The 23117-nt window shown below is 65.9% G+C and carries 16 protein-coding genes; 2 read left to right on the top strand and 14 right to left on the bottom strand.

The genetic code is table 11. The features are described from left to right. Positions 1 to 5: 5 nt before the first annotated feature. Positions 6 to 920 carry a LysR family transcriptional regulator gene (locus FOY53_RS12725; protein WP_146589396.1) on the top strand — a complete coding sequence of 305 codons (915 nt, stop codon included), beginning with the start codon at positions 6 to 8 and terminating at the stop codon, positions 918 to 920. Between the two features lie 9 nt (positions 921 to 929). Here FOY53_RS12725 and FOY53_RS12720 read toward each other — a convergent pair whose 3' ends face one another. The 13 genes from FOY53_RS12720 to FOY53_RS12660 all read right to left on the bottom strand — a co-directional run bounded on the left by FOY53_RS12720 (position 930) and on the right by FOY53_RS12660 (position 16644). Continuing rightward, on the bottom strand, positions 930 to 1607 hold the full coding sequence (locus FOY53_RS12720; RefSeq protein ID WP_146589395.1) for an RraA family protein: 678 nt from the start codon (positions 1605 to 1607) through the stop codon (positions 930 to 932). A 9-nt stretch (positions 1608 to 1616) separates the two neighbouring features. Continuing rightward, on the bottom strand, positions 1617 to 2900 hold the full coding sequence (locus FOY53_RS12715; RefSeq protein ID WP_146589393.1) for a TRAP transporter large permease: 1284 nt from the start codon (positions 2898 to 2900) through the stop codon (positions 1617 to 1619). Between the two features lie 3 nt (positions 2901 to 2903). Then, a complete protein-coding gene (locus FOY53_RS12710) occupies positions 2904 to 3467 on the bottom strand; it encodes a TRAP transporter small permease subunit (protein ID WP_146589391.1) in 564 nt (187 codons plus the stop codon). After that, positions 3464 to 4465 carry a TRAP transporter substrate-binding protein gene (locus tag FOY53_RS12705; protein ID WP_146589388.1) on the bottom strand — a complete coding sequence of 334 codons (1002 nt, stop codon included), beginning with the start codon at positions 4463 to 4465 and terminating at the stop codon, positions 3464 to 3466. The genes FOY53_RS12710 and FOY53_RS12705 overlap by 4 nt, the downstream gene beginning before the upstream one ends. A 54-nt stretch (positions 4466 to 4519) precedes the next feature. After that, positions 4520 to 5329: a creatininase family protein gene (locus FOY53_RS12700; protein ID WP_146589386.1), complete on the bottom strand. Its 810-nt coding sequence runs from the start codon at positions 5327 to 5329 to the stop codon at positions 4520 to 4522. Between the two features lie 133 nt (positions 5330 to 5462). Further along, positions 5463 to 6800: an NAD(P)/FAD-dependent oxidoreductase gene (locus tag FOY53_RS12695; RefSeq protein WP_146589384.1), complete on the bottom strand. Its 1338-nt coding sequence runs from the start codon at positions 6798 to 6800 to the stop codon at positions 5463 to 5465. Continuing rightward, positions 6797 to 7516 carry an SDR family NAD(P)-dependent oxidoreductase gene (locus FOY53_RS12690; protein ID WP_146589382.1) on the bottom strand — a complete coding sequence of 240 codons (720 nt, stop codon included), beginning with the start codon at positions 7514 to 7516 and terminating at the stop codon, positions 6797 to 6799. The genes FOY53_RS12695 and FOY53_RS12690 overlap by 4 nt, the downstream gene beginning before the upstream one ends. After that, positions 7513 to 8514, bottom strand: coding sequence for an ABC transporter ATP-binding protein (locus FOY53_RS12685; protein WP_146589381.1), 1002 nt, complete (start codon positions 8512 to 8514; stop codon positions 7513 to 7515). Before FOY53_RS12685 ends, FOY53_RS12690 begins: the two co-directional genes overlap by 4 nt. Beyond that, entirely contained in the window at positions 8514 to 10388 is a 1875-nt protein-coding gene (locus tag FOY53_RS12680) for a dipeptide/oligopeptide/nickel ABC transporter permease/ATP-binding protein (RefSeq protein WP_146589379.1), read from the bottom strand. Before FOY53_RS12680 ends, FOY53_RS12685 begins: the two co-directional genes overlap by 1 nt. After that, a complete protein-coding gene (locus FOY53_RS12675; RefSeq protein WP_146589377.1) occupies positions 10385 to 11344 on the bottom strand; it encodes an ABC transporter permease in 960 nt (319 codons plus the stop codon). The genes FOY53_RS12680 and FOY53_RS12675 overlap by 4 nt, the downstream gene beginning before the upstream one ends. A gap of 9 nt (positions 11345 to 11353) precedes the next feature. After that, the gene (locus FOY53_RS12670) at positions 11354 to 12886 is read right to left on the bottom strand and encodes an ABC transporter substrate-binding protein (protein WP_146589375.1); all 1533 of its coding nucleotides are present in this window, start codon (positions 12884 to 12886) and stop codon (positions 11354 to 11356) included. Between the two features lie 70 nt (positions 12887 to 12956). Further along, positions 12957 to 14558 carry a hydantoinase B/oxoprolinase family protein gene (locus FOY53_RS12665; RefSeq protein ID WP_146589373.1) on the bottom strand — a complete coding sequence of 534 codons (1602 nt, stop codon included), beginning with the start codon at positions 14556 to 14558 and terminating at the stop codon, positions 12957 to 12959. After that, positions 14548 to 16644: a hydantoinase/oxoprolinase family protein gene (locus FOY53_RS12660; RefSeq protein WP_246107382.1), complete on the bottom strand. Its 2097-nt coding sequence runs from the start codon at positions 16642 to 16644 to the stop codon at positions 14548 to 14550. Before FOY53_RS12660 ends, FOY53_RS12665 begins: the two co-directional genes overlap by 11 nt. Positions 16645 to 16763: 119 nt before the next feature. Here FOY53_RS12660 and FOY53_RS12655 point away from each other — a divergent pair, with 119 nt between their 5' ends. After that, a complete protein-coding gene (locus tag FOY53_RS12655; RefSeq protein ID WP_146589369.1) occupies positions 16764 to 17465 on the top strand; it encodes a GntR family transcriptional regulator in 702 nt (233 codons plus the stop codon). A gap of 539 nt (positions 17466 to 18004) precedes the next feature. On the opposite strand, the gene FOY53_RS23975 is transcribed toward FOY53_RS12655, so the two are convergent. Further along, positions 18005 to 22909 carry a beta strand repeat-containing protein gene (locus tag FOY53_RS23975; RefSeq protein ID WP_281289567.1) on the bottom strand — a complete coding sequence of 1635 codons (4905 nt, stop codon included), beginning with the start codon at positions 22907 to 22909 and terminating at the stop codon, positions 18005 to 18007. Between the last annotated feature and the right edge of the window lie 208 nt (positions 22910 to 23117).

The following is a 23117-nucleotide window of genomic DNA, read 5'->3' as shown; positions in this document are numbered from 1 at the left end:
AGACGATGAACTTCAAGCAGCTTGAAGCGTTCTACTGGTTGAGCCAGATCGGCAACTACCGACTGACGGCCGAACATCTCGGGCTGACCCAGCCCGCCGTATCGGCGCGCATCCAGTCGCTTGAGAGCGATCTCGGGAAAACTCTGATCGACCGCGAGGCATCGGGGTTCCGGCTGACCGATCAGGGCATGGAGGTGGCGGAATTCGCTTTGCAGTTCCTGAACCTGCGCGAAACCATGAATGCGCGGCTGCTGGACAAGAAAATGACCCGCCTGTCGCTGGGACTGGCCGGGATGCTGGCCTTCAGCTGGGGGCCGCGGCTGCGTGACAGGTTGCAATCGGAATTTCCTGAAACACATTTCGACATCTACGCGGGGTCCGACGTGCAGCTGCGCCGCTTTGTCGAGGCGGGCACCCTGGATCTTGCCTTTACCGCCAGCGGCGACCGCGTGGCGGGGCCGAACTTTGTGACCGAGTTCGAGGTCGGCTGGGCCGCCCACCCCGATGTGATCGCCGGACAGGCGCTGCCCCTGACCCCCGAGGCGCTGCGCCGCCTGCCGCTGGTGCTGTATCCGCGCACCTCGCCGCTGTTCAATCCGGTGGCGGATTACATTGATGAAATGCGATCGCACCCCGCCCCCCGGCATTACGGCAATTCCCTGGCCACCATCTGCGAAATGGTACGGCAGGGCTATGGTGCCTCGGCGCTGGCGCTGGCGCCGCTGGAACAGGATATTGCCGCCGGCCGGCTGGTGCACATTCCGGTGACCGAAACCATCGCCCCGCTGTGCGTCGCCTGCACCCATGTCAACCGCGCCCGCAAGAAGCAGGTCGGCGCGGTGCTTGCGCTTGCCCGCGACACGGCGCGCGACTGGTGTGCAGCCCATCCGACCTACAGCTCCTTTTCCGACGGCGTCTGAGGCGGTGCCTCAGCCGTCCAGTTTGGCCTGCACCATCTTGCTGGCCCCCGACATGGCCCCGAGATGGGTGCCTTGGGTGATCTTTGCCTCGTTCACCAGTCCGCGCGCGGTCTTGATTTCGCCCTGATCGAGCACCTCGTCCAGATCCTCGGGGGCGATGAACAGCACGCCGGAGTCATCGGCCAGCACCGCATAGCCCGGCAGAACCGCCGCGCCGCCGATGCAGACGGGCACGTTGAAGCCGCCGCCGGAATCATAGAGCCGCGTGGTGACCGGGGACGCACCGCGCGACCACATCGCAAACCCCTGTTCGGCGATCTCGGCGGTGTCGGTATGGGGGCCGTCGACGCAGCCGCCCTCGAGCCCGATCATCGCTGCCATCCGGGTGACGCCGCCGCCCCAGCAGGCGTATTTGCTGTCGCCCAGACGGTCGACGGCAAGAAAGTAGCCCGGTCCGCACTGGCTCAGACAGTGATGCAGCAGGGTGGAATCGAGGCCGGGGATGGCAAGGGTGGCGACGGTGGCGGCGATGACCTTGCCCGGCAGAACGGGCTGGATCGCGGGAGCGGCAAAGCCGAAGTGGTAGAAATGGCCGATGGTGGCGGTTTCCAGCTTTGCCAGCCGGTCGAGTTTGTCCTGCGGAATCGGCGCGGGCATCGGGTTCAGTTTGTAGACGAGGTTTGACATGGATGGTCCTTATTGTTTTCCGAGGATGAGATCGGGCAGGAAGGTCACGGTAAGCGGCACGTAAGTCAGGATGATCAGCACCGCGAACAGCGGCAGCAGCATCGGCAGCACCGCCAGCGTCACCTTTTCAAAACGCACCCGCCCGACTTCGGCGACGATATAGAGGCCGATTCCCATCGGCGGAGTGGCGATGCCGATCAACAGGCCGAGCTGGATGATGATGCCGAAATGCACCCGGTCGATGCCATAGGCGTCAATCAGCGGCAGCAGGGTGGGCACCAGGATCAGCTTGGCCGGGACACCCTCGACCACGCAGCCGACGAGGATGATGAACACCAGCAGCAGCGCCAGGAAGGTGTTCTTGTCTTCGGTCAGGGCAAAGGTCCATTCTGCCAGCTTCTGCGGGGTCTGGTCGATGGCCAGCAGCCAGCCCATGGCGATGGAAAAGGCGATGATGATCATGATGACCGACGTCATCATGGCGGTGTCGCTGAGCGCTGCGAAAAAGCTTTTCAGCGTCAGTTCCCGGTACCAGATGCCCAGAAGGATGCAGTAGAGGCAGGCCAGCACTCCGGCTTCGGTCGCGGTGACGATGCCCCACATGATCGAGCCGAGGATGATGGCCGGTGCCATGAGCGCGGCAAATCCGTGGCGCGCGGTGCCCGCGACTTCGCGCACCGTCGCGCGGCGCTGGGTCGGGAAGTCCTCGAAACTGGCGCGGATACGGACATAGACCATCAGCGCAAGTCCGACGAGGATGCCGGGGATCAGCCCCGCGAGGAACATCCGCTCGATTGATTGCTGTGCGAGGAAGGCATAGATCACCAACCCGATCGACGGCGGGATCAGCGGTCCGATGACGGACGAGGCGACGGTGATCGCAGCGGCGAAATCGGCCTTGTAGCCGCTTTCGCGCATCGCCTTGATCTCGATCGCGCCCAGGCCCGCACAGTCTGCCACCGCCGCGCCGGAAATGCCGGCGAAGATCATCGAGGAGAGCACGTTGACCTGCGCCAGACCGCCCTTGAGGTGGCCGACCAGCGCATTGGCAAAGGCAAAGATCCTGTGGGTGACACCGGTCACGTTCATCAGGTTGCCGGCCATGATGAAAAACGGCACGGCGGTCAGCGACGCCTTGTTCACCCCCTCGAGCATCTGCTGCGGGATGATCTGCAGGGCGTTCGAGAAATCCGAGGTCAGAAAGGTCAGTACGGTCGCGGTGCCGATGGCAATCGCGATGGGCACCCGCAGCAGGATCAATGCGATGAAGGTGCCGAAAAGGATCCATGCCACGTGTCAGATCTCCGGGTAATGGTCGGTGACGTTCTCGGGCATCCCGGTGACCATCTTGGCCAGATCCAGAAGCGCGGCGAGCGCGACAAGCAGCGTCGAGACAAACAGCGGCACGGACAGGGCAATACGCGGCAGTTCATACCCGGCGGGCAGGATGGCGCCGTCATAGACCCCGCGCGAGGTGGCGAGAACAGTCGGCAGTTCCCAGAGCAGCACGCCGGTCACCAGCAGCGCCGCCGCATCGGCCAGCAGCCGGGTGAAGGCCATGCCGCCCGGCCCCATCAGCCCGGCGATGAAATCGACGCGCACGTCCTTGAGCCGGGCATAGAGCGCGAAAAACCCGAAGAACGACAGCCAGATGAAGAACACCATGGTCCAGGGCCACATCCAATAGGGCGCGAACCCCAGAGGGCGCAGGATAAAGGTCGCCGCCGTCAGGCCCAGCATGATCAGCAGGCAGATATTGGACAGCCACAGGAACACGCCGCCGAGCGACCAGTTCAGCCGGTCGACCCGGTTGAGAGCCCGCTGCAGCGGGCCCTCGGGTGTGTATTGGTATGGCGTCATTGCGCGGGCGTCCGCGCGGCTTCGATGGCTTCCATGAACCCTGCGGGCAGTTCGCCGGACTCGGCCATGGCGGCGTAATAGGCCTGCATCTTGGCAACCAGCGGTGCGGTGTCGATCACCGTAAAGGTGGTGCCTGCCGCTTCCATCCGGGCGATGCTTTCGTCGGCGACGGCAAACATCACCTCCTGCGAATAGGCCCCGGCCTCTTCATAGGCCTTCATCAGTCCGGCGCGGGTGTCCTCGGGCAAATCTGCCAGCGCCTGTTCGTTGACCATGAACCCGATGGACTGCCAGTATTCGTCGTGCCGTGCGATATAGGGCGCCACTTCGTTGAAGCGCATGGATTCGACCAGCGCGATGGGCGAATTCACCGCCTGGACGATGCCCTTGGAAATGCCCTGGTAGACTTCGGTCCAGGGCAGGGTCACGACTTCGGCGCCCAGCGTGTCCCAGGTTTCGATGGCGACCTTGTTCTCGTGCATCCGCAGCTTGACCCCCTCCACGTCGGCGGCGGAGTTGATCGGTACGTTCGACACCATCACCCGGTAGGGCCCGCGCAGGATCAGCGTCGGATCGCCCAGCGGGCGCACACCCGACTGTTCGGCGGCCGTGTCAAACCAGCCGGTCACGGTGTCCGACACCATGAAGCGCTGCCAGTGGTCATAGTCGTCAAAGGCAAAGGCCGCCGCAACCCAGGCCAGCGCCGGTTCCCACTTTTTCAGATATCCGAAGCCTTCGGCGTAGATCTGCACGATATTCGCCTGAAGCTGTTCCAGAACCGCGTCTTCCTTGCCCAGCTGTTCGTTGGGATAGACGTCGATCTTCAGTGCGCCGCCGGTGTATTCCTCGGTCAGCTCCGAGAATTTCTCGAACACTTTGCCCTCGGGGCTGTCGACCGGCATTTTTGTGGCCATGCGCCAGGTGGTTTCCGCCTGTGCCATGCCGCCAAGGGCCAGCGCGAGGGCGGTGCCCAGGGTCAGGGATTTCAGTAGTGTCATCATAGTCTCCTTGTCGGTTGGGTTTGGCCGGTTTTCCCGGCTTTGGTTATGGGTTCAGTCGTGCAGGCCCTTGGCGACATGGTCGCGCACAAGGCCAGCGCCGATGGCGGCAAGACGCGCCGTGAGGGCAGCCCCGGTCTGCGCCGTGCACAGGGTGGGATCACAGCCGAAGGCGCCGGTTTCCGTGGCTTCCAGAGCTTCGATCGGGACCTGGATCCTGGCGCCGTCATAGGTGATTGTCGAAAAGCCCGAGATATCGAGCCCCTTGACCCTGCTGCCTTGCGGGGCAGGGCGGACAAGGTCGGGGCGCAGCAGGTCGGGATAGAAGTGCAGGCCGACGGAGGTCAGTGGATCGCCGCCATGGCCCGAGGATTTCGCCGCCGTATCGGCGCCGATCAGGCCGGGCAACTCGCCGTAAGCCACCTGCCAGAGGTACATCGACGGCACGAACAGCCCGGCCTTCTGACGCCAGCGCAGCGCAACTTCGGTGATGGCGGGGACGTTGCCGCCGTGGCCATTGACGATCATCAGCTTGCGGATGCCGTGGCGGTGCAGGCAGCCGAACATGTCGTCCAGAATGCCGCACAGCGTGGCATGGCTGACCGAAATGCCGCCGTGGCTCGACTCGAAATAATCCTTGCCGCCAAAGGGGATCACGGGCGCGACAAAGGTGGGCACACCCTCGGCGCGGGCGGCTTTGGCAATCTCGACCGCCATCAGGTCCGCCGCAATATAATCGCCCATGGGCGCATGGATGCCCTGATCTTCGAGCGAGCCCATCGGCAACAGCACGACGGCGCTGTCGTCGAGGTTCTGGCGCGCCTCTTGCGAGGTGAGTTCTGCCATGCGGATCTTGTCAATCATGTGCTCTTTTCCGTGTCCGGGGTTCGGTGAAGGTGGGTGCAGTGAACCGGCCCGGCGCGGGCGCTGTCCAATTCAAACGATTTGTCGCGTGATAGACGAAGTTTTGGTCGCCGCCCTGTTCCGGAAACCGTGGTCATGGCGTCACCGGCTGTGTGGCAGGGCGGAGCGACGCGGCCCCGAACCGCCCGAGGCGAAACGGCGCGGGGTCGACCAGCGGGGCCGATCCGGTGGCGATTTCCGCGGCAAGTTGCCCGGCCGCCGGTCCGATCCCGAAACCGTGCCCGGAAAAGCCGGTTGCGATCACCAGACCGGGCAGGTGTGGTGCGGTGTCGATGATCGGCACCCCGTCGGGGGTCACGTCGATGATACCGCCCCAGCTTTCGGCCACCTGCGCACCGACAAAGGCGGGAAAGGCACGCCGTACATCGCGCAGGGCCCGTCGCAGTGCGCCCGCCTGCGGTGGGGGATCCAGCACCCGGCACGATTCGAACGGGGTCACGGCGTCGTCGGCCCAGCGGCGCGGGGTCACCATCCCGTCCCAGGCCGACTGATCCAGCGTCAGGCTCAGTTCCGACAGGTTGCGGCGCAGACCCGGCAGAAACCGCGGCAGCAGGCGGAACGCATCGGGCGTGACCTGCACCGCGGCGCGGCCGCGGCGGGCGATGGTATAGCCGCCGTCAAGACGCGGCCGCAAGCCGAACTGGCCGTTGCCCAGAGCCACATCCGGTCCGCCCCGTACCGGCGTGGTCCGCATCACCGAACTGCGGACCCTTAGTTGCGGCAGGTCGATGCCGAGGTTGCCCGCGAACAGCCGTGACCAGGCGCCGCCGGCCAGAATGACCGCGGCACAGCCGATGCGCCCCCGTTCCGTCAGCACGCCGGAAACCCGCCCGCCCGAGGTCTCGAGGCTGCGCACCGCACAGGAGGTCAGGATGCCCGCCCCGGCGGCCCGCGCCGCTTCGGCGATTGCCGGGGTGGCCATGAACGGCTCGGCCCGGCCATCGTCCTCGGTCAGCAGCGCCGATGTCGCGCGCAGGTCGGACCCCGGCAACCGTTCGGCAAGCTGGGCCCGGCTCAGCCGAGAGACAGCGAGACCGAAGGTTTGCGCTTCGCGCGCGACAGTGTCCAGCCATGCGAGCTCGCGGTCGGAGTTGGCGGAATAGATGATTCCGGCCCGGCGGAAACCGGTGTCGCGGGCGATGCGCTGGTTCAACCCGCTCCAGAGACGCAGACTTTCGATCCCCAGCGGGTATTCCGCCGGGGCCCGCCCCATGCGCCGCACCCAGCCCCAGTTGCGACTCGATTGTTCGCCCGCAATCCGGCCCTTTTCGAGCAGCGCGACCCTGTATCCCTGCTCGGCCGCCCAGAGGGTCGCGCTACAGCCGACGATGCCGCCACCAATCACCGCGATATCGACCTGATCCGGCAGATCCCTGTCACCGCGGACGGCATTGATCCCCGGGCGGATCATAGCCCGGGCTCGTAGCGCCAGTTGACCGCCAGTTCCGAGATGCTGGCCGAATTCGGCAGCGTCACCACCTCGGCGACAATGCGGGCAAGGTCATTGGGCTGGGTGATCTCGTGACGTGGCAGATCGTGGCGCAGGGTCATGTCGGTGGCGACAAAGCTGGGGCAGATGGCGCAGGCGCGCACGCCCGCGTCCCATCCGGCGCGGCGCGCGGCGTGTGACAGCGCCACGGCGGCGTGTTTCGTCATCTGGTAGCCCGCGTTCAGCCCCAGCACCCGTTTGCCCGACAGCGAGGCCAGAACCACAACCCGCCCGCGCCCGCTCTGGCACAGCGCGGGCAGCGCGGCGCGGGTCAGACGAAACGGCGCCTTCACGTTGATCGACAGCAGCGCGTCAAGGGACGCTTCCATTTCCGCATCGCTCTGCGGTGTCTGCGGCATCAGTTCCAGGGGTCCGCCGATTCCCGCGTTGTTCACCAGCGCGTCGATCTGCCCGAACCGTTCAAGCGAGGCGTCGACGAAGCGGCGCGCCGCTGCGGGACAGGCGGCGTCGTAGGGCACCACAAGGGGATCCAGTGCCAGAAGGTCAGCGGGCAGCGCAGAAGGGTCGCGCAGCCCCAGCGCCAGCCGGTAACCGCGTTCGGCCAGAGCCGCTGCGATCGCGGCACCGATGCCCCGGTTTGCCCCGGTGATCATCGCGACGGGGGCGTCGGTGCTCATCGCGGGCCTCCTGCGGCCGGCCCGGGTTTGATGCAGGCGCTGCGCCAGCCCGGCGCCATGTCGCGATACGCCGGAACTGACGCGGCGCAGGCGTCTTCGGCGATCGGGCAGCGGGTGCGGAACGGGCAGCCCGAGGGCGGATTGGCGGGGCTGGGCAGCTCTCCGGGCAGGATGCGGTCGGCGGCAGCCTGCTGGCGTGGGTGCAGCGACGGGGTCGCGGCCAGCAGGGCGCGGGTATAGGGATGCGCCGGCGTGCCAAAAACCTGATCGGCCGGGCCTTCTTCGACAATCCGACCCAGGTACATCACCGCGATGCGGGTGCAGAGGTGACGCACCACGTGCAGATCGTGGCTGATGAACAGCATTGCGAGGTCGAGATCGCGGCGCAGATCCATCAGCAGGTTCACCACCTGCGCCTGAATCGACACATCCAGTGCCGAGACCGGTTCATCGGCCACGATGAAGTCCGGGCGGGTGGCGAGCGCACGGGCCACCGCGATGCGCTGCCGCTGACCGCCGGAAAATTCATGCGGGCGGCGCTGCGCGGCGGCGGCGGGCAGGTCGACCTGTTCGATCAGCCGGGTGACTTCGGCCTGAACGGCTTCGGGCGGCACGATGCTGTGGGTCTTCAAACCGTCGGCAATCTGCGCCCCGACGCTGCGGCGCGGGTCCAGCGAGCCGAAGGGATCCTGAAACACCATCTGCATCCGGCGGGCGAGCTTGCGCCGCGCGGCGCCGCTGTAGTCGGACAGGTCGCGCCCGTCAAAACGGACAGTTCCGGTTGTCGGGGCCTCCAGGCCCAGCATCATCCGGCCCAAAGTGGACTTGCCGCAGCCGGATTCACCGACGATGCCCACCGTCTCGCCCCTGGCCAGGCTGAGCGAGACGTCGCGCACCGCCCAGACATCGCGCCGCTGGCCAAAAAGGCCATGACGGGTCTCGAAGTTGCGCCCGAGGCCGACAGCCTCGATCAGCGGCGGGGGTGATGTGTCAAACATCAGGTGACCTCTTTCCAGCGGATACAGCGGCTGCGGCGGCCCGGCGCAGGGGTGTCCACCGGCGGGGGCGCCAGGGTACATTCCGGCCGGGCATGGCCGCAGCGCGGTGCAAAACGGCAGCCGGGCGGCATGGCGTTGGGCGTCGGCACGGTTCCGGGGATGGCCACCAGACGTTCGGCACCGCCTTCGGGCACCGAGGCGATCAGCGCCGCGGTGTAGGGGTGGCGGGGCCGGGCAAATACTTCGGACACCGGTCCGTCCTCGACCACCTGACCGGCATACATGACCGTCACCCGGTCCGCGATCTCGGCCACGACGGCCAGGTCGTGGGTGACAAAAATCATGCCCATCTCGGGAGTGTCGTCCTTGAGCTTACGGAACAGTTGCAGGATCTGCGCCTGGATGGTCGGATCCAGAGCCGTGGTCGGTTCGTCCGCGATCAGCAGGCGGGGGTTGTTGGCGATGGCCACGGCGATCATCGCACGTTGCCGCTGACCGCCGGACAACTCGTGTGGATAGGCCCGCATTCTGCGTTCCGGATCCGGGATGCCGACATGGCGCAGCAGATCGACAACCGCCGCGTCACAGTCCGCGTCCGACGGGCTGTGGTGCGCGCGGATCGCCTCGGCCACCTGGTCGCCGATGCGCAGCACCGGGTTCAGCGCCGCCGAGGCATCCTGAAACACCATCGAGATTTCGTTGCCGCGCAGGGCGCGAAACCCCTGTTCGTCCAACTGGCACAGGTCGATCGGGGCGCCATCCCGGGGCGCAAAGTCAGCCGTGCCGCCGGTGATCGACAGGCTGTCCGGCAGCAGCCCGGTCATGGCCAGTCCGGTCAGGGTCTTGCCCGACCCGGATTCGCCGACCAGCGCCAGTGTTTCGCCGGGTTGCAGCGACAGGCTGACGTTCTCGACAAGGCCCATCGACTGGCGTCCGCCATCGACGGAAATCGCAAGCCCGCGAATGTCCAGCAGGGGCGCCGGTGCCTGCTCCTGCCTGGGCACCGGTGTTGCGGCCCGGCGGGTGCGCGGGCGCGGGTTGCGCAGCCAGAGCGCGCCGCCGGCCGTGGTGGCGCGCGGGTCCAGCACCGACTGCAACCGGTCGCACAGCAGGTTGAAGGTCAGGATCGTGCCCGCCAGCGCCAGAGACGGCCAGACCAGCAGCATCGGCGCCAGTTCCATCGCGCCCCGGGCGGCGCGGATCATCAGCCCCCAGGACGGGGTCGGTGGCACCACTCCGAGACCCAGAAAGCTGAGCCCGCTTTCGATCACCATGGCCGAGGCCACCACCAGCGACATCTGCACCAGCAGCGGCGGCATCACGTTGGGCAGGATGGTGCGCCACAGGATCAGCAAGGGATGGGTGCCCATGGCGCGCTGCGCGGTGACAAAGTCCAGCGACCGCACCTGCAGCGTTGCGGCATAGATCACCCGGGCATAGTTCGGCGTGTAAAGGATGGTCAGCGCCAGGATCAGCGGCCAGGTGCCGGCGCCGAGAATGGTCACCACCAGCAATGCCAGCAGCAGCGGCGGCAGACAGAGGACGATCTCGGAGGCACGCACTGTCACGATTTCCACCGCGCCGCGGAAATAGCCGCCCAGCAGGCCAAGGGTGGTGCCGATCACCGCCGCCGCCAGCGCCGAGCCGACGGCGATGAACAGCGAGGCGCGGCCGCCCCAGATCAGCCGGGCCAGCACGTCGCGGCCGAATTCGTCCTGTCCCAGCCAATGCGCCCCCGAGGGCGGCGCAAAGCGGTGCGGGATGTCCATGCCGCGCACATCCGCCAGCGGCAGCACCGGCGCCAGCAGCACCAGCAGCACGATGGTGGCGACGATGCTGCCGGGCACGATCAGCTTGCGCACCGCACGGTTCATGACTGCACCAGCGAGATGCGCGGGTCGAGCGCGGCGTTGACCACATCGACCAGCAGGTTGAGAAAGACGAAGAGGATCGAGATCGTCATGACGATGCCGACCACCTCGGGGTAGTCGCGTGCATCCACGGCGGCGACCAGATAGCCCGACAGGCCCGGCCAGTTGAACACGAATTCGACCAGAACCGTGCCGCCGATCAGTGTGCCCATTTCCAGCCCCAGCACGGTCAGCACCGGGATCAGCGCGTTGCGCACCACATGGCGGCGCAGAATGCGGCGGTGGCTCAGGCCCTTGGCGCGGGCGGTGCGCACGTGGTCGCGCTGCAACACCTCGAGCACCGTGGCGCGGCTCATCCGGGTGATCACCGCCCAGAGGCTGAGCGCGACCGTCCCGGCCGGCAGCATCAGCAGCTTGAGGTGCTGCACCGGGTCCTCGGAAAAGGGCACAAAGCCACCCGCCGGCAGGATGCGCAGCTGCTGGGCAAAGATCAGGATCACCACCGAGCCGACCACGAAAACCGGTGTCGACAGCGCCGCCGAGGACAGCAGCGATATCGCCCCGTCCCATTTTCCATCGGCGCGGATGGCGGCAAAAGTGCCCATCGGCACGCCAAGCGTGGTGGCGATCAGGGCGGCGGCGAAAATCACTTCCAGTGTGCGGGGCAGGCGCAGGGCGATCTGCTCCACCACCGGCGCGCCGTCGCGAAACGACGCGCCGAGATCGCCGGTCAGGACACCGGCCAGATGCGACAGATACTGCTGCCAGAGTGGTGCGTTGAGTCCCATCTTCTCGCGCAGGGCGGCCACTGCGGCAGGGTCCGCCGCGATGGATCCCTGGCTGAGCAACAATTCCGCCGGATCGCCGGGGATCATGTGCAGCAGCAGGAAAACGGCGGTGACCACGATCCAGACAAGGAACAGGGCCACCAGGCTCCGGTAGGCGATGTATCTGAGCATCTGTGCGCTTTAGCCGAACATCGTCTCTTCCAGCGTCAGGCCGGAATAAAAGATCAGCTGTCCCGGCATGCTGGTGAACCCGGTGACACCGGATTTCATTGCATAGCCCTGCGAGCGCCACGCCAGACCGACCAGCGGCGTGGTGTCGATGGCAATCTGCTCCATCTCCTTGTAGATCGCCCGGCGCGCGTCCGGGTCAAAGGTGGCGCGGCCCTTGGCGAACAGCGCACTGATTTCCGGAGTTTCCAGATCAAAGCTGCGCACAAAGCTGGGCGGCAGCGAGCCGTCCAGAACGTTGCTCAGCCCGTCGGGGTCGTTGTTGGACGCGGCGGTGCCCATCACGGCCAGATCATAGGTGCCCTCGTTGCCCTTTTGCACCCGGGTCGACCATTCCGGCAGGTCCAGCTGCACATTGATGCCGACCATCGACAGATAGGCCTGACAGACCTCGGCGGTGGACTGGTGCATGCCGTATTGCGCCGTCGACAGCATCACGCAGTCAAAGCCGTCGGGATACCCGGCTTCGGCCAGCAGGGCCTTGGCCTTGTCGGGGTCGTAGTTCCAGGCGTCCTTGAACTCGGGGTTGTAGAATTCCGAACCTTCCGGGATCGGCAGGTGTTCCAGCGCGCCGCCGCGGTCGTAAAACGCCGCTGCGGCGATGTCCTCGCGCTTGATCGCATGGGCCACGGCACGGCGGACAACCGGGTTGTCGAACGGCGGGCGCGAGCCGTTGAAGGTCAGATACATGAACGGACCGTTGGTGGTCTGCAGGGTCAGCTCGGCGTTGTCCTCGATCTTGGTCATGGACTGCCAGGGCACATATTCGATCAGGTCGACGTCGCCGGCCTCAAGAGCTGCGACGCGCAGGTTTTCGTCGGCGTAGACGATGGCCTCGATCCCGGCGAGTCTGGGCAGACCTTCCTTGTAATAGCCATCCCAGGCCTTGAGGCTGAGCGATACACCGCGATCCGACTCCTCGAGCGTGAAGGGGCCGGAGCCCACCATGGTGTCGCGCGGTTCGCCCTTCTTGATCATCGGCATGTTGAAATCCGCGAACCAGCCCGGCAGCACCGCCAGCGGCTCCTTGGTGATCATGCGCACTGTCTTGTCGTCCGGTGTTTCGACGGCGGTGATGGTCGCAAGCTGGCCCTGAAAATGCGCCGCCGAGTCGGGTTTCTGCGCCTCGGTCACGTTCCAGGCGATGTCCGCGGCGGTGACCGGCGATCCGTCGTGCCAGGTGGCATCGCGCAGTTTGAACGTCCAGGCGCCGGCATCGTCCACCTCCCAGCTTTCCGCGAGCTCGCCCCGCATGGTGCCATCGGGCGCATAGCTCAGCAGGCCCCGGTGCATCAGCAGCTTGATGGTGCCGGCGGCGGTGCCGCTGGACGCCCAGACGTCAAAGCTGGGCGGATATGTCGACAGGGCAAAGCGCAGGGTGCCGCCCTCCTGGGCCAGCAGGTCGCGCGGGCCGAGAAAGGCAAGGCCTCCGGCCAGCGCGCCGGTCGAGGCGAGAAATCCGCGGCGGTTCAAACGTGTTGTCATCGTTCTGGTCTCCTTGTTGGGGTGTGGGCTCTTGCCGGCCCTTGGGTGCGGTTGTCGTGGGTGTCTGCCTCTATTCTGCGGCCACCATGTCGGCATAGGTTTCATCGGCGGCGGCCAGGCCGTAGCCGCCACCGCCGGGGGTGATGACCTCGAGCCATTCTCCGGCGCGCAGCACGCCCTGGCCGCGGTCGAATGCCGGAGTTTCGGCACCGGTGACATAGCCACCGTGCCCGCCCGGCCCGCCGCCCTGAAGACCCCAGGAGCGGGAGAGGTTGCGCGAGATGTCGACGCGGACCATGCAATCCTCGGTCGCACGGTAGACCCGGCGCAGGCCCATGCCGCCCCGGTGCCTGCCCGTGCCGGCCGAGCCGTCGACCAGTTCATAACGCTCGAGGATCAGCGGATATTCCACCTCAAGAGCCTCGACCGGCAAGTTGGATGTGTTTGTGGCGTGTACGTGGATTCCGTCCAGCCCGTCGGCGTCGGGGCGCGCGCCGCCGCCGCCGCCTATGGTTTCAAGGTAGACCCAATAGGTGCCCTTGTCCGGGCCGCTTTGCCGGGTGCCGGAGAACAGCGCCACGGTGCAGGTCGAATTGGTGCAGGCCGACACCCGTTCGGGCACGGCCTGCGCGATGGCACCCAGGATCAGGTCGGCGACCCGCTGGCAGGTCTGCACCCGGCCGTTGACCGCCGCTGGATGCACACAGCTCAGGATCGAGCCCTGTGGTGCCGTGACGGTGATCGGACGGGCCAGCCCGGCATTGGGCAGCACGGTTGGATCGACCACGGATTTCACGATGTAATAGACCGTGGCCAGCAGCGCCGTGCGGGTCATGTTGATGCCCGAGCGCACCTGCGGCGGTGCGTCGAAGGCCAGCGTGATGTCACTGCCCGAAATCGTCACCGTGACCGACAATGGAATGGTTTCGTCAAAATCCAGCGTGTCAAAGACATCGTCAAAGCGCCAGCACCCATCCGGCAGCGCCGCGATCCCGGCCCGCATCTTGCGTTCGGCATATTCCAGCAACGCCTCGCCCGAAGCGAGCACGGTGTCCAGCCCGTGGCGGGCGCAGAGTTCCTGAAACCGTTGCACACCGACACGGTTCGCCGCCATCTGCGCGCGCAGGTCGGACAGTCGTTCGCGCGGCACCTGGCAGTTGAGCAGGATGAGCTCCTGCACGTCCTTTTGCAGCACCCCTTCGCGGTACAGCCGGATCGGCGGAATCCTCAGGCCTTCCTGATAGATATGGGCATGGGCGCGGTCGACGAAATCCGAGTGGTGCGCCAGGTTGACCGTCCAGGCGACCAGCGCGCCCTCAATGAAGATCGGCTCGGCCAGCACGATGTCGGGCAGGTGGGTGCCGCCGCCGCGATAGGCGTCATTGCCGATGAACACGTCGCCGGGACGCATGTCGGCGGGATCGTGATCGGCCAGCAGCATCGGGATGAAATCCAGAAAACTGCCCAGATGCACCGGGATATGTTCGGCCTGGCACAGCGTGCGTCCCTGGCGGTCGAACAGCGCGGTCGAGCAGTCGCGGCGTTCCTTGATGTTGGTGGAATACGAGGCCCGCACCAGGGCCTCTCCGGTTTCCTCGACGATGGAGGAGAGGGCGGCGCCGATGACTTCGACCGTGATCGGGTCCAGCGCGGGTGTGGCGTTATCTGACATCGGAAAGCTCCAGCACGAGGTTGTCGATCTCGTCCACGCGGACGGTCACGCCCGGGGGCACAAGGGTTGTGGTGTCCATCTGCTCGACGATCGCCGGGCCGGCAAACACCATGCCCGGCGCAAGGCGGTCGCGGGCGTACAGCGTGCTGTCGGTGAAGGCACGGGTTTCGGGAAACCAGACCGCGCGGCTGCCGGCGACGGCGCCCGACGCATCGGCGCCCCCCAGCGGCCGCACAGGCAGCTCGGCCTTTTGCACCAGCCCCAGCGCCTCGGCGCGGAAGGTCACGCACAGGATGCGTTCCTCGGGCACCGCGAAGCCGTACATGCGCTCGTGCGCGGCGGCAAAGCCCTGCTTGAGCCTGACAATCGTGTCGGCGGTGATCGCGCCGTCGGGCACGGCGATCGACAGTTCGTAGTTCTGCCCTTCGTACCGCAAATCGACCCTGCGGTTGCTGCGCCGCTGATCCTCGGGAAGCCCCTCGCTTTCGAACCATTTCGCCGCTTCGGCGCCGACATGCGCGACCGCATCGCTGATCGCGGAGAGTTCGCTGTCCTGCAGCGGGATCAGCCTTGTGGTCGAAAAATCAGCGCGCAGGTCCGTCAACAGCAGTCCCATCGCACAGAGGATGCCGGGGTTGCGCGGGATGATCACCCGCGCCATCCCCAATTCCTGCGCCAGCCGCACGGCGTGCAGCGGCCCGGCGCCGCCAAAGGCCATCAGCGCGTAGCCGCGCGGGTCATGCCCCCGCTGGACCGAGATCACCCGGATCGCCTTGGCCATGTTGGCGGTCACCACCGAGATGATGCCCTGCGCCGTGTCCATCACGTCCATGCCCAGACGTTCGGCCATGGCGCTGATCGCCGCGACGGCCAGATCGCGCCGGACCTCCATCCGCCCGTCCAGAAGGTGCGTGGGGTTCAGCACCTGCAACACGATGTTGGCGTCGGTCACGGTGGGTTCGCTCGCACCGCGCCCGTAGCAGACCGGCCCGGGATCGGCGCCGGCGCTTTCCGGTCCGACCTTGAGCAGGCCGCCGGAATCGATCGAGGCGATCGAGCCGCCACCGGCGCCGACGGTATGGATGTCCAGCATCGGCGCCTTGATCGGGTAGCCGTGCACGGTGGCTTCGTTCACCTGCGCTGTACGGCCCTGCGCCATCAGCGCCACGTCGGACGAGGTGCCGCCCATGTCAAAGGTGATGATATCTGGGTATCCGGCCTGTGCGCCGATGGCCTGGGCGGCAACCACACCGGTGGACGGCCCCGAGAGCACGGCCCTCACCGGGGTCTGCGCCGCCACCTCGAACCGTACGACACCGCCGTTCGACTGGGTCAGATGCGGAGGCACCGGCAGGCCGAGGTCCTGCAGTCGCGGCGTCAGACGGCTGATATACCGGTGCATGATCGGACCCAGATAGGCGTTGACCGTCGCCGTCGAAAGCCGCTCGAATTCGCGGAACTCCGGCGCAATTTCATGGCTGGCACAGATAAAGGCGTCGGGCAGTTCCTGTTCGACGATGCGCCGCGCCTGCTGTTCGTGCACCGGATTGACAAAGGCATAGAGGAAACAGATTGCGACCGCCTCGACCCCGGCCGCTTTCAGGGCGCGGGCTGCGGAGCGGACGGCGTCCTCGTCCAGCGGTCGGGCAATTTCGCCATCCTGAAGAATGCGTTCGGGAAGTTCGAACCGCAGGGCGCGCGGTACCAGGGTCGGTGGCTTGCTGGCGAAGAGGTCATAGAGGTCCGGCCGTTTCTGGCGGCCGATTTCCAGCAGGTCGCGGAAACCTTCCGTGGTGAGCAGCCCCACCCGTGCACCACGCTGGGTGATCAGGGCGTTTGTCGCGACGGTCGTGCCGTGCCCCAGATACGAGATGGCCGCGGCCGCATTGTCGGCGCCGCAGGCGTCCATGCCTTCCTCGACGCCCTGTGCGATGCCGCGGGACGGATCGTCCGGGGTCGAAGAGACTTTCCAGACGGCGATCCGGCCCGTGTTCTGGTTGAACATGCAGACGTCGGTGAATGTGCCGCCGGAATCGACTCCGACCCGCCAGACGCCGTCCCCTCCGATTTTCTGCGATCCGTCCATCATTTCCCGGTTGCCTCTTTCGTGTGTTCCTGAAGTATACAAGAAGAATACGTCGCGTCTGTCCAGAAGAAAGCTATCTCGGGGCTATGTGCGGTGTCGATTTCCCGGCGAGGTGATGAATGTATAGACATGACAAGAAAATTCCCGACGACAGCGGGACCCAACCGGCCTCGGCTGCGGACACCGCAACCGGGGTGACCGCGCGCGAACGTGCTTATGACGGGATTCGCACCGGCATACTCAGCGGCACCTTCGCCCCCGGCCGCTTTATCGAAGAGGCGATCGCCTGTGAGCTGACCGGGGTGTCCCGCTCGCCGGTCCGCGAGGCCCTGAGCAGGCTTGCCGCCGAGGGCTATCTGGAATTGCATCCGCGACGGGGCGCGATGGTCAAACTGCTGTCCGCAGCCGAGTTCGAGGATCTTTGCGAAGTCCGCCACATGATCGAAAGCCGCGCAGTCAGGCGCATCTGCCGCGACCGCCGTCCGGTTCCGGACGAGTTGAACATGCTGTGTGACGCGCAGACCGCGTTGCCCGATGACGACCTTCTGGCCAGTGTCGAGATCAACAGGCGATTTCACCAGGCGATTGTCGCGGCCTCTGGCAACAGCGTTCTGGTGCAGGTGTTTGACAATTTGCAGGCCAACCTGACCCGGGTCGCCATGATGTCGCTGAAGCTCGGGATCGGTCAGAATGACGTGATCGTCCGCGAACACCGGGCGCTTGTTGCGGCATTGAGGGATCATGACGAAGACCGCGCCCAGAGCATCCTCGACCGGCACCTCATCGGCATGCCGCAACTCAAGGCGTCGCTGCCGGGCTGATGCCCGTGTGTGAGACGAGGCGTTTTTCGGCAAGGTCCGGGAATCTCCAGTGCTGCGGCCAGGGTTCGGCATGACAAATGCTCCACCGCAACGGACACCTGCATCGGGGGCAGCGTCCAATCCAAAAAACTTTGCCGGCACGAGAAAAAACTTATCAATCTCCGGAACCCGTCCCACCGGCCAGATCAGGCGCAATGGTCCGGAAAGCTCGCAGGGCTGGTCGCCGGAAATCGGCGGGCGTGCCTCGGGAACGACCCCCGGCACAGGAGCCGTGGTGTTAGCGCCGCGCGCCTGGAACCCTGCGGCGCTCCGGTCCGTCGACCGGAACCCCCTGGTCAGTGATTGAAGTTAGATGCCCGGCTTCGCCAGTTGGATTCGCGGTTCAATGCCACTGGCTCCCGGGTGTCGCCAGATTCACGGTTGCCATCGCCACCGGTCTTGCAGACCGCTGCGCGCAGGTCCGCGCCATGGATCAGTGAGGGCAGGGTGGGGCGGTGTCGCTCAGGCACGGGGCCGGTCGGAGCCGGCCCCGCGACGTCTCAGCCGAACAGGAAGTCGCCTGCGTCCAGTTGCGTCGCGGTGACGCCGGCGAGCTGGATGATATGGCCCGATACGCTGATTTCGACACCGACGCCGTCGTAGATCTCGATCGCGCTCAGGTTCAGCGCGGCAAAGGACTGGACCCCTGTCAGGCGGATCTGATCTTCGCCGACCGTGAAATCGTCGATGGTGTCGATCTCGCCGACGCGCAGCGCATTGAAGATGAACAGGTCCCTGCCTTCGCCGCCGAACAGCGTGTCATTGCCGGTGCCGCCATTGATGCTGTCGGTGCCGGTGCCTCCGATGATCAGATCGTTGCGGCCACCGCCAGCCAGGAAGTTCGACCCGGCCACGCCGTAGAGCACATCGTCGCCCTCGCCGCCGCCGAGGGTGTCGTCGCCTTCGCCTGCATAAAGTGTATCGCGCCCGGTGCCGCCACCCAGCGAATCGTCACCCGCACCGCCATAGACAACGTCGTTGCCAAAGCTTCCGGCAACCGTGTCGTTGCCCGACATCCCGTCCAGCACGTCGTCGTCCGCGCCGCCGCTGACGGCATCCGCGCCCGCGCCTGCCTGCACACTGTCCCGGCCCTCGCCGCCGCCGATCACATCGTTGCCCAGGCCGCCAATGATGACATCGTCGCCAAGGCCGCCGCCCAGCGAATCATTGCCTTCGCCGCCGTCGACAAGGTCGTTCCCCGACCCGCCGCCCAGTTGGTCACTGCCAAAGCCGCCCCGGACGGTGTCGTTGCCATCGCCGCCCGCCAGCCTGTCGTTGCCTTCGCCACCGTCAATCCTGTCATTGCCGTCGCCGCCGTTGATCAGATCGCCGGCGGACCCGCCGGTGATCGTCTCGTCGCCAGCGGAGCCGGTGAGGATGACGGGGGGATCGGTCAGGGTTCCGACGGTCGCCACCTGAACGGTGCCATCGACCGCCGTCACCACAAACTCTGCCCGGCTGAAGTCACCGACAAGAGTGGTCACCGCCTCGGCCGTGCCATCGCCGTCGGTATCGACGGTCAGAACGGCGGTGCGCGCATCCGACTCGATGCGGAGTGCCGAAACGTCGAAGCTCTGGGTGTAGATCAGTCTGTCGTCGTCCGCCCAGCCGGTGATCACGTCCTTGTCGACCTGGGCCAGCGTGCCGCTGACAGTGTCGCGTCCACCCGCCAGTTCGACGATCTCCGGCGTGGTGCCCAGTCGGATCTGATCCGCCCGGCTGGTGCCGGTGACATTGACGAAGCTGCCAAAGGTGCGAACATCGGATGCCGCCAGATTGCCGACAAACAGGCCGGAATCGTAAGCGCTGTCGCCGGTGTCGGCGATGCCGATGACCACGGTGTTCGTCCCCTGCTGCACCGGCGCCAGCACCGTCAGAAGCCCGGTAAAGCCGTCATATTCGGTGTCAAAGGTCTTGTCGGCATTGCTAATATAGGCACCCGGGGTGGTGGTGCTGTCGTTTATGGTGGCCAGGTTCCGGTCAGGGTCATTGATGTAGGGGCCGTAGTTCACGCCGTTGACGATGATGGCGGTGAAATCGACGAACAGTCCCTGCACAGGTCCGAGGTATTCGTCCGACCCGATGAACAGATCAAGGCTCAGGGTGGACAGCCCGCCCAGTTCGTGCCCCTCGAAGGTGAAGGTCAGGACGGCGGCGTCGTTGGTGGTGGGTGCTGTGGCAAAGATCTCTGCGGCAGCCTGGTCAAGCAGGTCGCTGCCGGCGGTGCGGTTGTTGATGCTATAGCTGCCGGTCGTGTTCTGCCAGCCGGGCCCGCCGCCGGTGGACAGGAAGATGCCGTTGTCGATCCCGACCGAGGTGGTGCCGTCGGTGATGAGATACCCCCCGGGCAGCAGTCCGATCGCGTCCGGCGCACCGACATATGCGATGCTGTCCAGCGTGACGCCGCCCTGGGCGAACAGCGCGCTAGCAATCGCCGGATCGCTGCGGCTGGTGATGGCGTCTCCGACCGGAGCGAGCACATCCTCCAACGGACTGGCGTCAACGGTGTCGCTGCCCGAACCGGTGCCCGGAGAGTTGAAGTCGTTCTCGGGCGCGGCGATCTGGGTGATATCGGTGATGTCCAGCGATACGTCGTCAAAGATGAATGTCTCGATCCCGGAATAGCGGTCGTCGCCCTGCGCCGAGACGATGCGAAAGCCCGAGTCGGTGCTGTAAATGTCCGCGTCCAGCAGGTCCACGCCGATCACCGCCACGTCGCTGCCTGCGCCACCGTCGATGACGTCGTTGCCCAGGCCGCCCAGGAAGGTGTCGGCGCCCGCGCCGCCGGTCAGCGTGTCGCCAAAATCCGAGCCCTCGAACACTTCGATCCCGGTGAAAAGTCCGGTCGCGGTCCCGAATGTATAACTGCCCGCCTGTGGGTCGGACTGGGACACGGTCAGGGTCAGCGGCCCGGTCAGTTGCGCGCCCGAGAACATGTCGCGTCCCGCGCCGCCCAACAGGCTGTCGGCGCCAGAGCCGACATACAGCGTGTCGTTGCCCGCACCACCGTCCAGCAGATCGGCCCCGGCGCCAGCGCTCAGCACATCGTCACCCGATGCGCCGCGCAGCGTTTCGCTGCCGACATTGCCGGTGATGGTGTCGCCATTGGCCGAGCCGAGCACGACCTCGATTCCCTCGAAGCTGCTGATCGTGTCGGCCAAGGGTGACAGGTCGGAGGTTCCGTTGGCAATCACCGTGCCGTCGCCGTCGGCGCTGAAGGTGATCTGCAGGCCCATGCCCCCCAGAACCGCGCCAAGCCCGGCGCCTCCGCCATCAAGGGTGTCGATGCCCGCATCCGCGACATCCACCGCCAGATCGCCAAACAGCCTGTCTTCGCCCCGGCTCAGGATCAGCAGGTCGTTGCCCAGGCCGCCGAACAGCGTGTCCGCCCCGTCCTGTCCGTCCAGAGTGTCATTGCCGCTGCCACCGATCAGCACGTCCCCGCCACTGTCGCCGCGGATCAGGTCGTTGCCGCCGGCACCGTCTATCTGGTCGAACAGGTCCGTCCCGGTCAGGGTATCGTCGCTGTTGGTGCCGCTGATGTAATTGTCGGGCACCGGGACAAAGCTGCCGTCATCCGGATCCGGCAGCGCCACCTGCAGTATGTCGGCGAGCCCGAGTGTCACATTGCGGAAGGCAAAGGTTTCGAACCCGGTGTAGAGGTCATTGCCCTGGTCCGAGACGATGCGCAGTCCGGTTTCCGTGCGGTAGATCGAACTTTGCAGAAAGCTGGCACCGATCACCGCCACGTCGGTGCCGGCCCCGCCGGACAGGGTGTCGTCGCCGGCGCCGCCGATCATCGTCTCGTTGGCCGCGCCGCCGGTCATTCTGTCGGCGAGCGAGGAACCTTCAAAGATTTCGATCCCCGAAAAGGTATTGACGGCGTCGCCGGTGGCAAAGCTGCCGGAACTGCCCACCGCGGTGTTGCCCGACGTGACCGTGACCACCAGCCCCTGTTCCAGCAACGAGCCGCTCATCTGGTCGATACCGTCGCCGCCAAGCACGGTGTCCAACCCCTCGCCCAGACGCAGGGTGTCGTTGCCGGCACCGCCGTCCAGCAGGTCATCCCCTGCACCTGCGGTCAGCAGATCGTCGCCCGCGCCACCGCGCAGGGTTTCAGAGCCGTCGTGACCGGTGAGCGTGTCGTCGTGGACGGTGCCAAGCACCACCTCGATGCCGCGCAGACTGGCCAGCGTTTCGACCCGTTCCGGCACGGGGCCGGTGCCGTCGTCCACCATCACGTAGGTCGGCGCCTCGACCAGCCCGTCACCGTCCCCGGTAAAGGTGACCTGAATCCCGGCCGTGTTGCCGTTCAGGTCGTGGCCGTTTTCGAGCAGGGCCTGAAGTTCGGCCGAGGTGGCATCCAGCGTGTCGATGCCCTCGTCCTGCGGCGGCAGGGGCAGGGGCAGATCACCGTACAGCACGTCGCTGCCGGTGCTCAGCAGCAGGGTGTCGTCACCCAGGCCGCCAAAGAGCGAATCCGATCCGCCGCCGCCATCCAGACGGTCGTTGCCCGCGCCGCCGATCAGAAAATCATTGTTGGCCGCGCCGGTGATCAGGTCGTCGCCACCGTCACCGGATATGGTGTCCGCCGCAGCGGTGCCGGTCAGCGTGTCGCTTTCTGCGGTTCCGCTGATTGTCGGCTGCGGGGTGAGGTTGCCGTTGACCGGGGCGGGCCTTGCGATCAGATCCATCGCCAGGACATCCAGGCTGGCGGTCAGAATATCGCCGACCATGAAATCAAACTGTTCGATGCCGTCAAACAGATCGTCGCCGTCGACCGAAAGAACCCGGTATCCCCCGGTTTCGGTGTGGTAGATGGTGACAGACTGTATATCGGCGGCGATGATAACCCGGTCCGCGCCGGCTCCGCCGCGGATCACGTCATCGCCCAGCCCGCCGGTCAGGATATCCGCACCGCGCCCACCGGTCAGAGTATCGGCCGAGACGGTGCCCACCAACGCCTCGATCCCGGTGAACGTCCCCGAGGCCGTTCCAGATACATAGCTGCCCGCGCCATAGTCGTCGCTGTTGGGGTCGCTGTCGTCCAGCGTGATCACCACGCCTTCGGTCAGTTCGAAGGCCGAAAGGGTGTCGCTGCCCGTTCCGCCGGACAGTGTGTCCATCCCCTGGCTGAGATACAGCAGATCGTTGCCGCTCCAGCCCGATACAAAGTCATCCCCCAGCCCGCCGGACAGGGTATCGTCCTGCGCGTCACCGAATATCTGGTCGTTTTCATCGCCGCCGATCAGACTGTCCGCCTGACTGGTGCCCAGAAACAGCGCCTGCTTCACCAGGGCACCGTCCGGTGTCCCGGGATCAGGTTCCGGAGACCGGTCATCTGCATTGTCGGCGGTTACGGATTTCGAAAGACCAGAGGCGGTATGGGCGGTGATGCGGGACATGGCTGCTCTCTTTGCTCGGGCCGCCCGGTGCCGAATGCAGAACGGCGCGCCATTGGCCGCCATCCCGTCTGTCGACCGGACACGATGTTTTTATGCCCTAAGTCGTAGAAAGGAAGGTGAGGTTCTGTCAAACTCCAAAACGGTCACGGCATTGAAATTCGGGCGCCGACACCTACAGGACACAGCATGCCGCCAGCCGCTCCTATGG

Origin of the sequence: Puniceibacterium confluentis, assembly GCF_007923445.1 — a bacterium.
Lineage (GTDB): Bacteria > Pseudomonadota > Alphaproteobacteria > Rhodobacterales > Rhodobacteraceae > Puniceibacterium > Puniceibacterium confluentis.
The sequence above is the reverse complement of the archived record's forward strand: the minus strand, read 5'-3'. Positions and strand labels throughout refer to the sequence as shown.

Excerpts from the sequence above, each read along its gene's own strand:
- FOY53_RS12665 (WP_146589373.1), bottom strand. The coding sequence starts at position 14,558 with ATGTCAGATAACGCCACACCCGCGCTGGACCCGATCACGGTCGAAGTC.
- FOY53_RS12685 (WP_146589381.1), bottom strand. The coding sequence starts at position 8,514 with ATGTTTGACACATCACCCCCGCCGCTGATCGAGGCTGTCGGCCTCGGG.
- FOY53_RS23975 (WP_281289567.1), bottom strand. The coding sequence starts at position 22,909 with ATGTCCCGCATCACCGCCCATACCGCCTCTGGTCTTTCGAAATCCGTA.
- FOY53_RS12720 (WP_146589395.1), bottom strand. The coding sequence starts at position 1,607 with ATGTCAAACCTCGTCTACAAACTGAACCCGATGCCCGCGCCGATTCCG.
- FOY53_RS12705 (WP_146589388.1), bottom strand. The coding sequence starts at position 4,465 with ATGACACTACTGAAATCCCTGACCCTGGGCACCGCCCTCGCGCTGGCC.
- FOY53_RS12710 (WP_146589391.1), bottom strand. The coding sequence starts at position 3,467 with ATGACGCCATACCAATACACACCCGAGGGCCCGCTGCAGCGGGCTCTC.
- FOY53_RS12680 (WP_146589379.1), bottom strand. The coding sequence starts at position 10,388 with ATGAACCGTGCGGTGCGCAAGCTGATCGTGCCCGGCAGCATCGTCGCC.
- FOY53_RS12655 (WP_146589369.1), top strand. The coding sequence starts at position 16,764 with ATGTATAGACATGACAAGAAAATTCCCGACGACAGCGGGACCCAACCG.
- FOY53_RS12675 (WP_146589377.1), bottom strand. The coding sequence starts at position 11,344 with ATGCTCAGATACATCGCCTACCGGAGCCTGGTGGCCCTGTTCCTTGTC.
- FOY53_RS12725 (WP_146589396.1), top strand. The coding sequence starts at position 6 with ATGAACTTCAAGCAGCTTGAAGCGTTCTACTGGTTGAGCCAGATCGGC.
- FOY53_RS12695 (WP_146589384.1), bottom strand. The coding sequence starts at position 6,800 with ATGATCCGCCCGGGGATCAATGCCGTCCGCGGTGACAGGGATCTGCCG.
- FOY53_RS12660 (WP_246107382.1), bottom strand. The coding sequence starts at position 16,644 with ATGGACGGATCGCAGAAAATCGGAGGGGACGGCGTCTGGCGGGTCGGA.
- FOY53_RS12670 (WP_146589375.1), bottom strand. The coding sequence starts at position 12,886 with ATGACAACACGTTTGAACCGCCGCGGATTTCTCGCCTCGACCGGCGCG.
- FOY53_RS12690 (WP_146589382.1), bottom strand. The coding sequence starts at position 7,516 with ATGAGCACCGACGCCCCCGTCGCGATGATCACCGGGGCAAACCGGGGC.
- FOY53_RS12700 (WP_146589386.1), bottom strand. The coding sequence starts at position 5,329 with ATGATTGACAAGATCCGCATGGCAGAACTCACCTCGCAAGAGGCGCGC.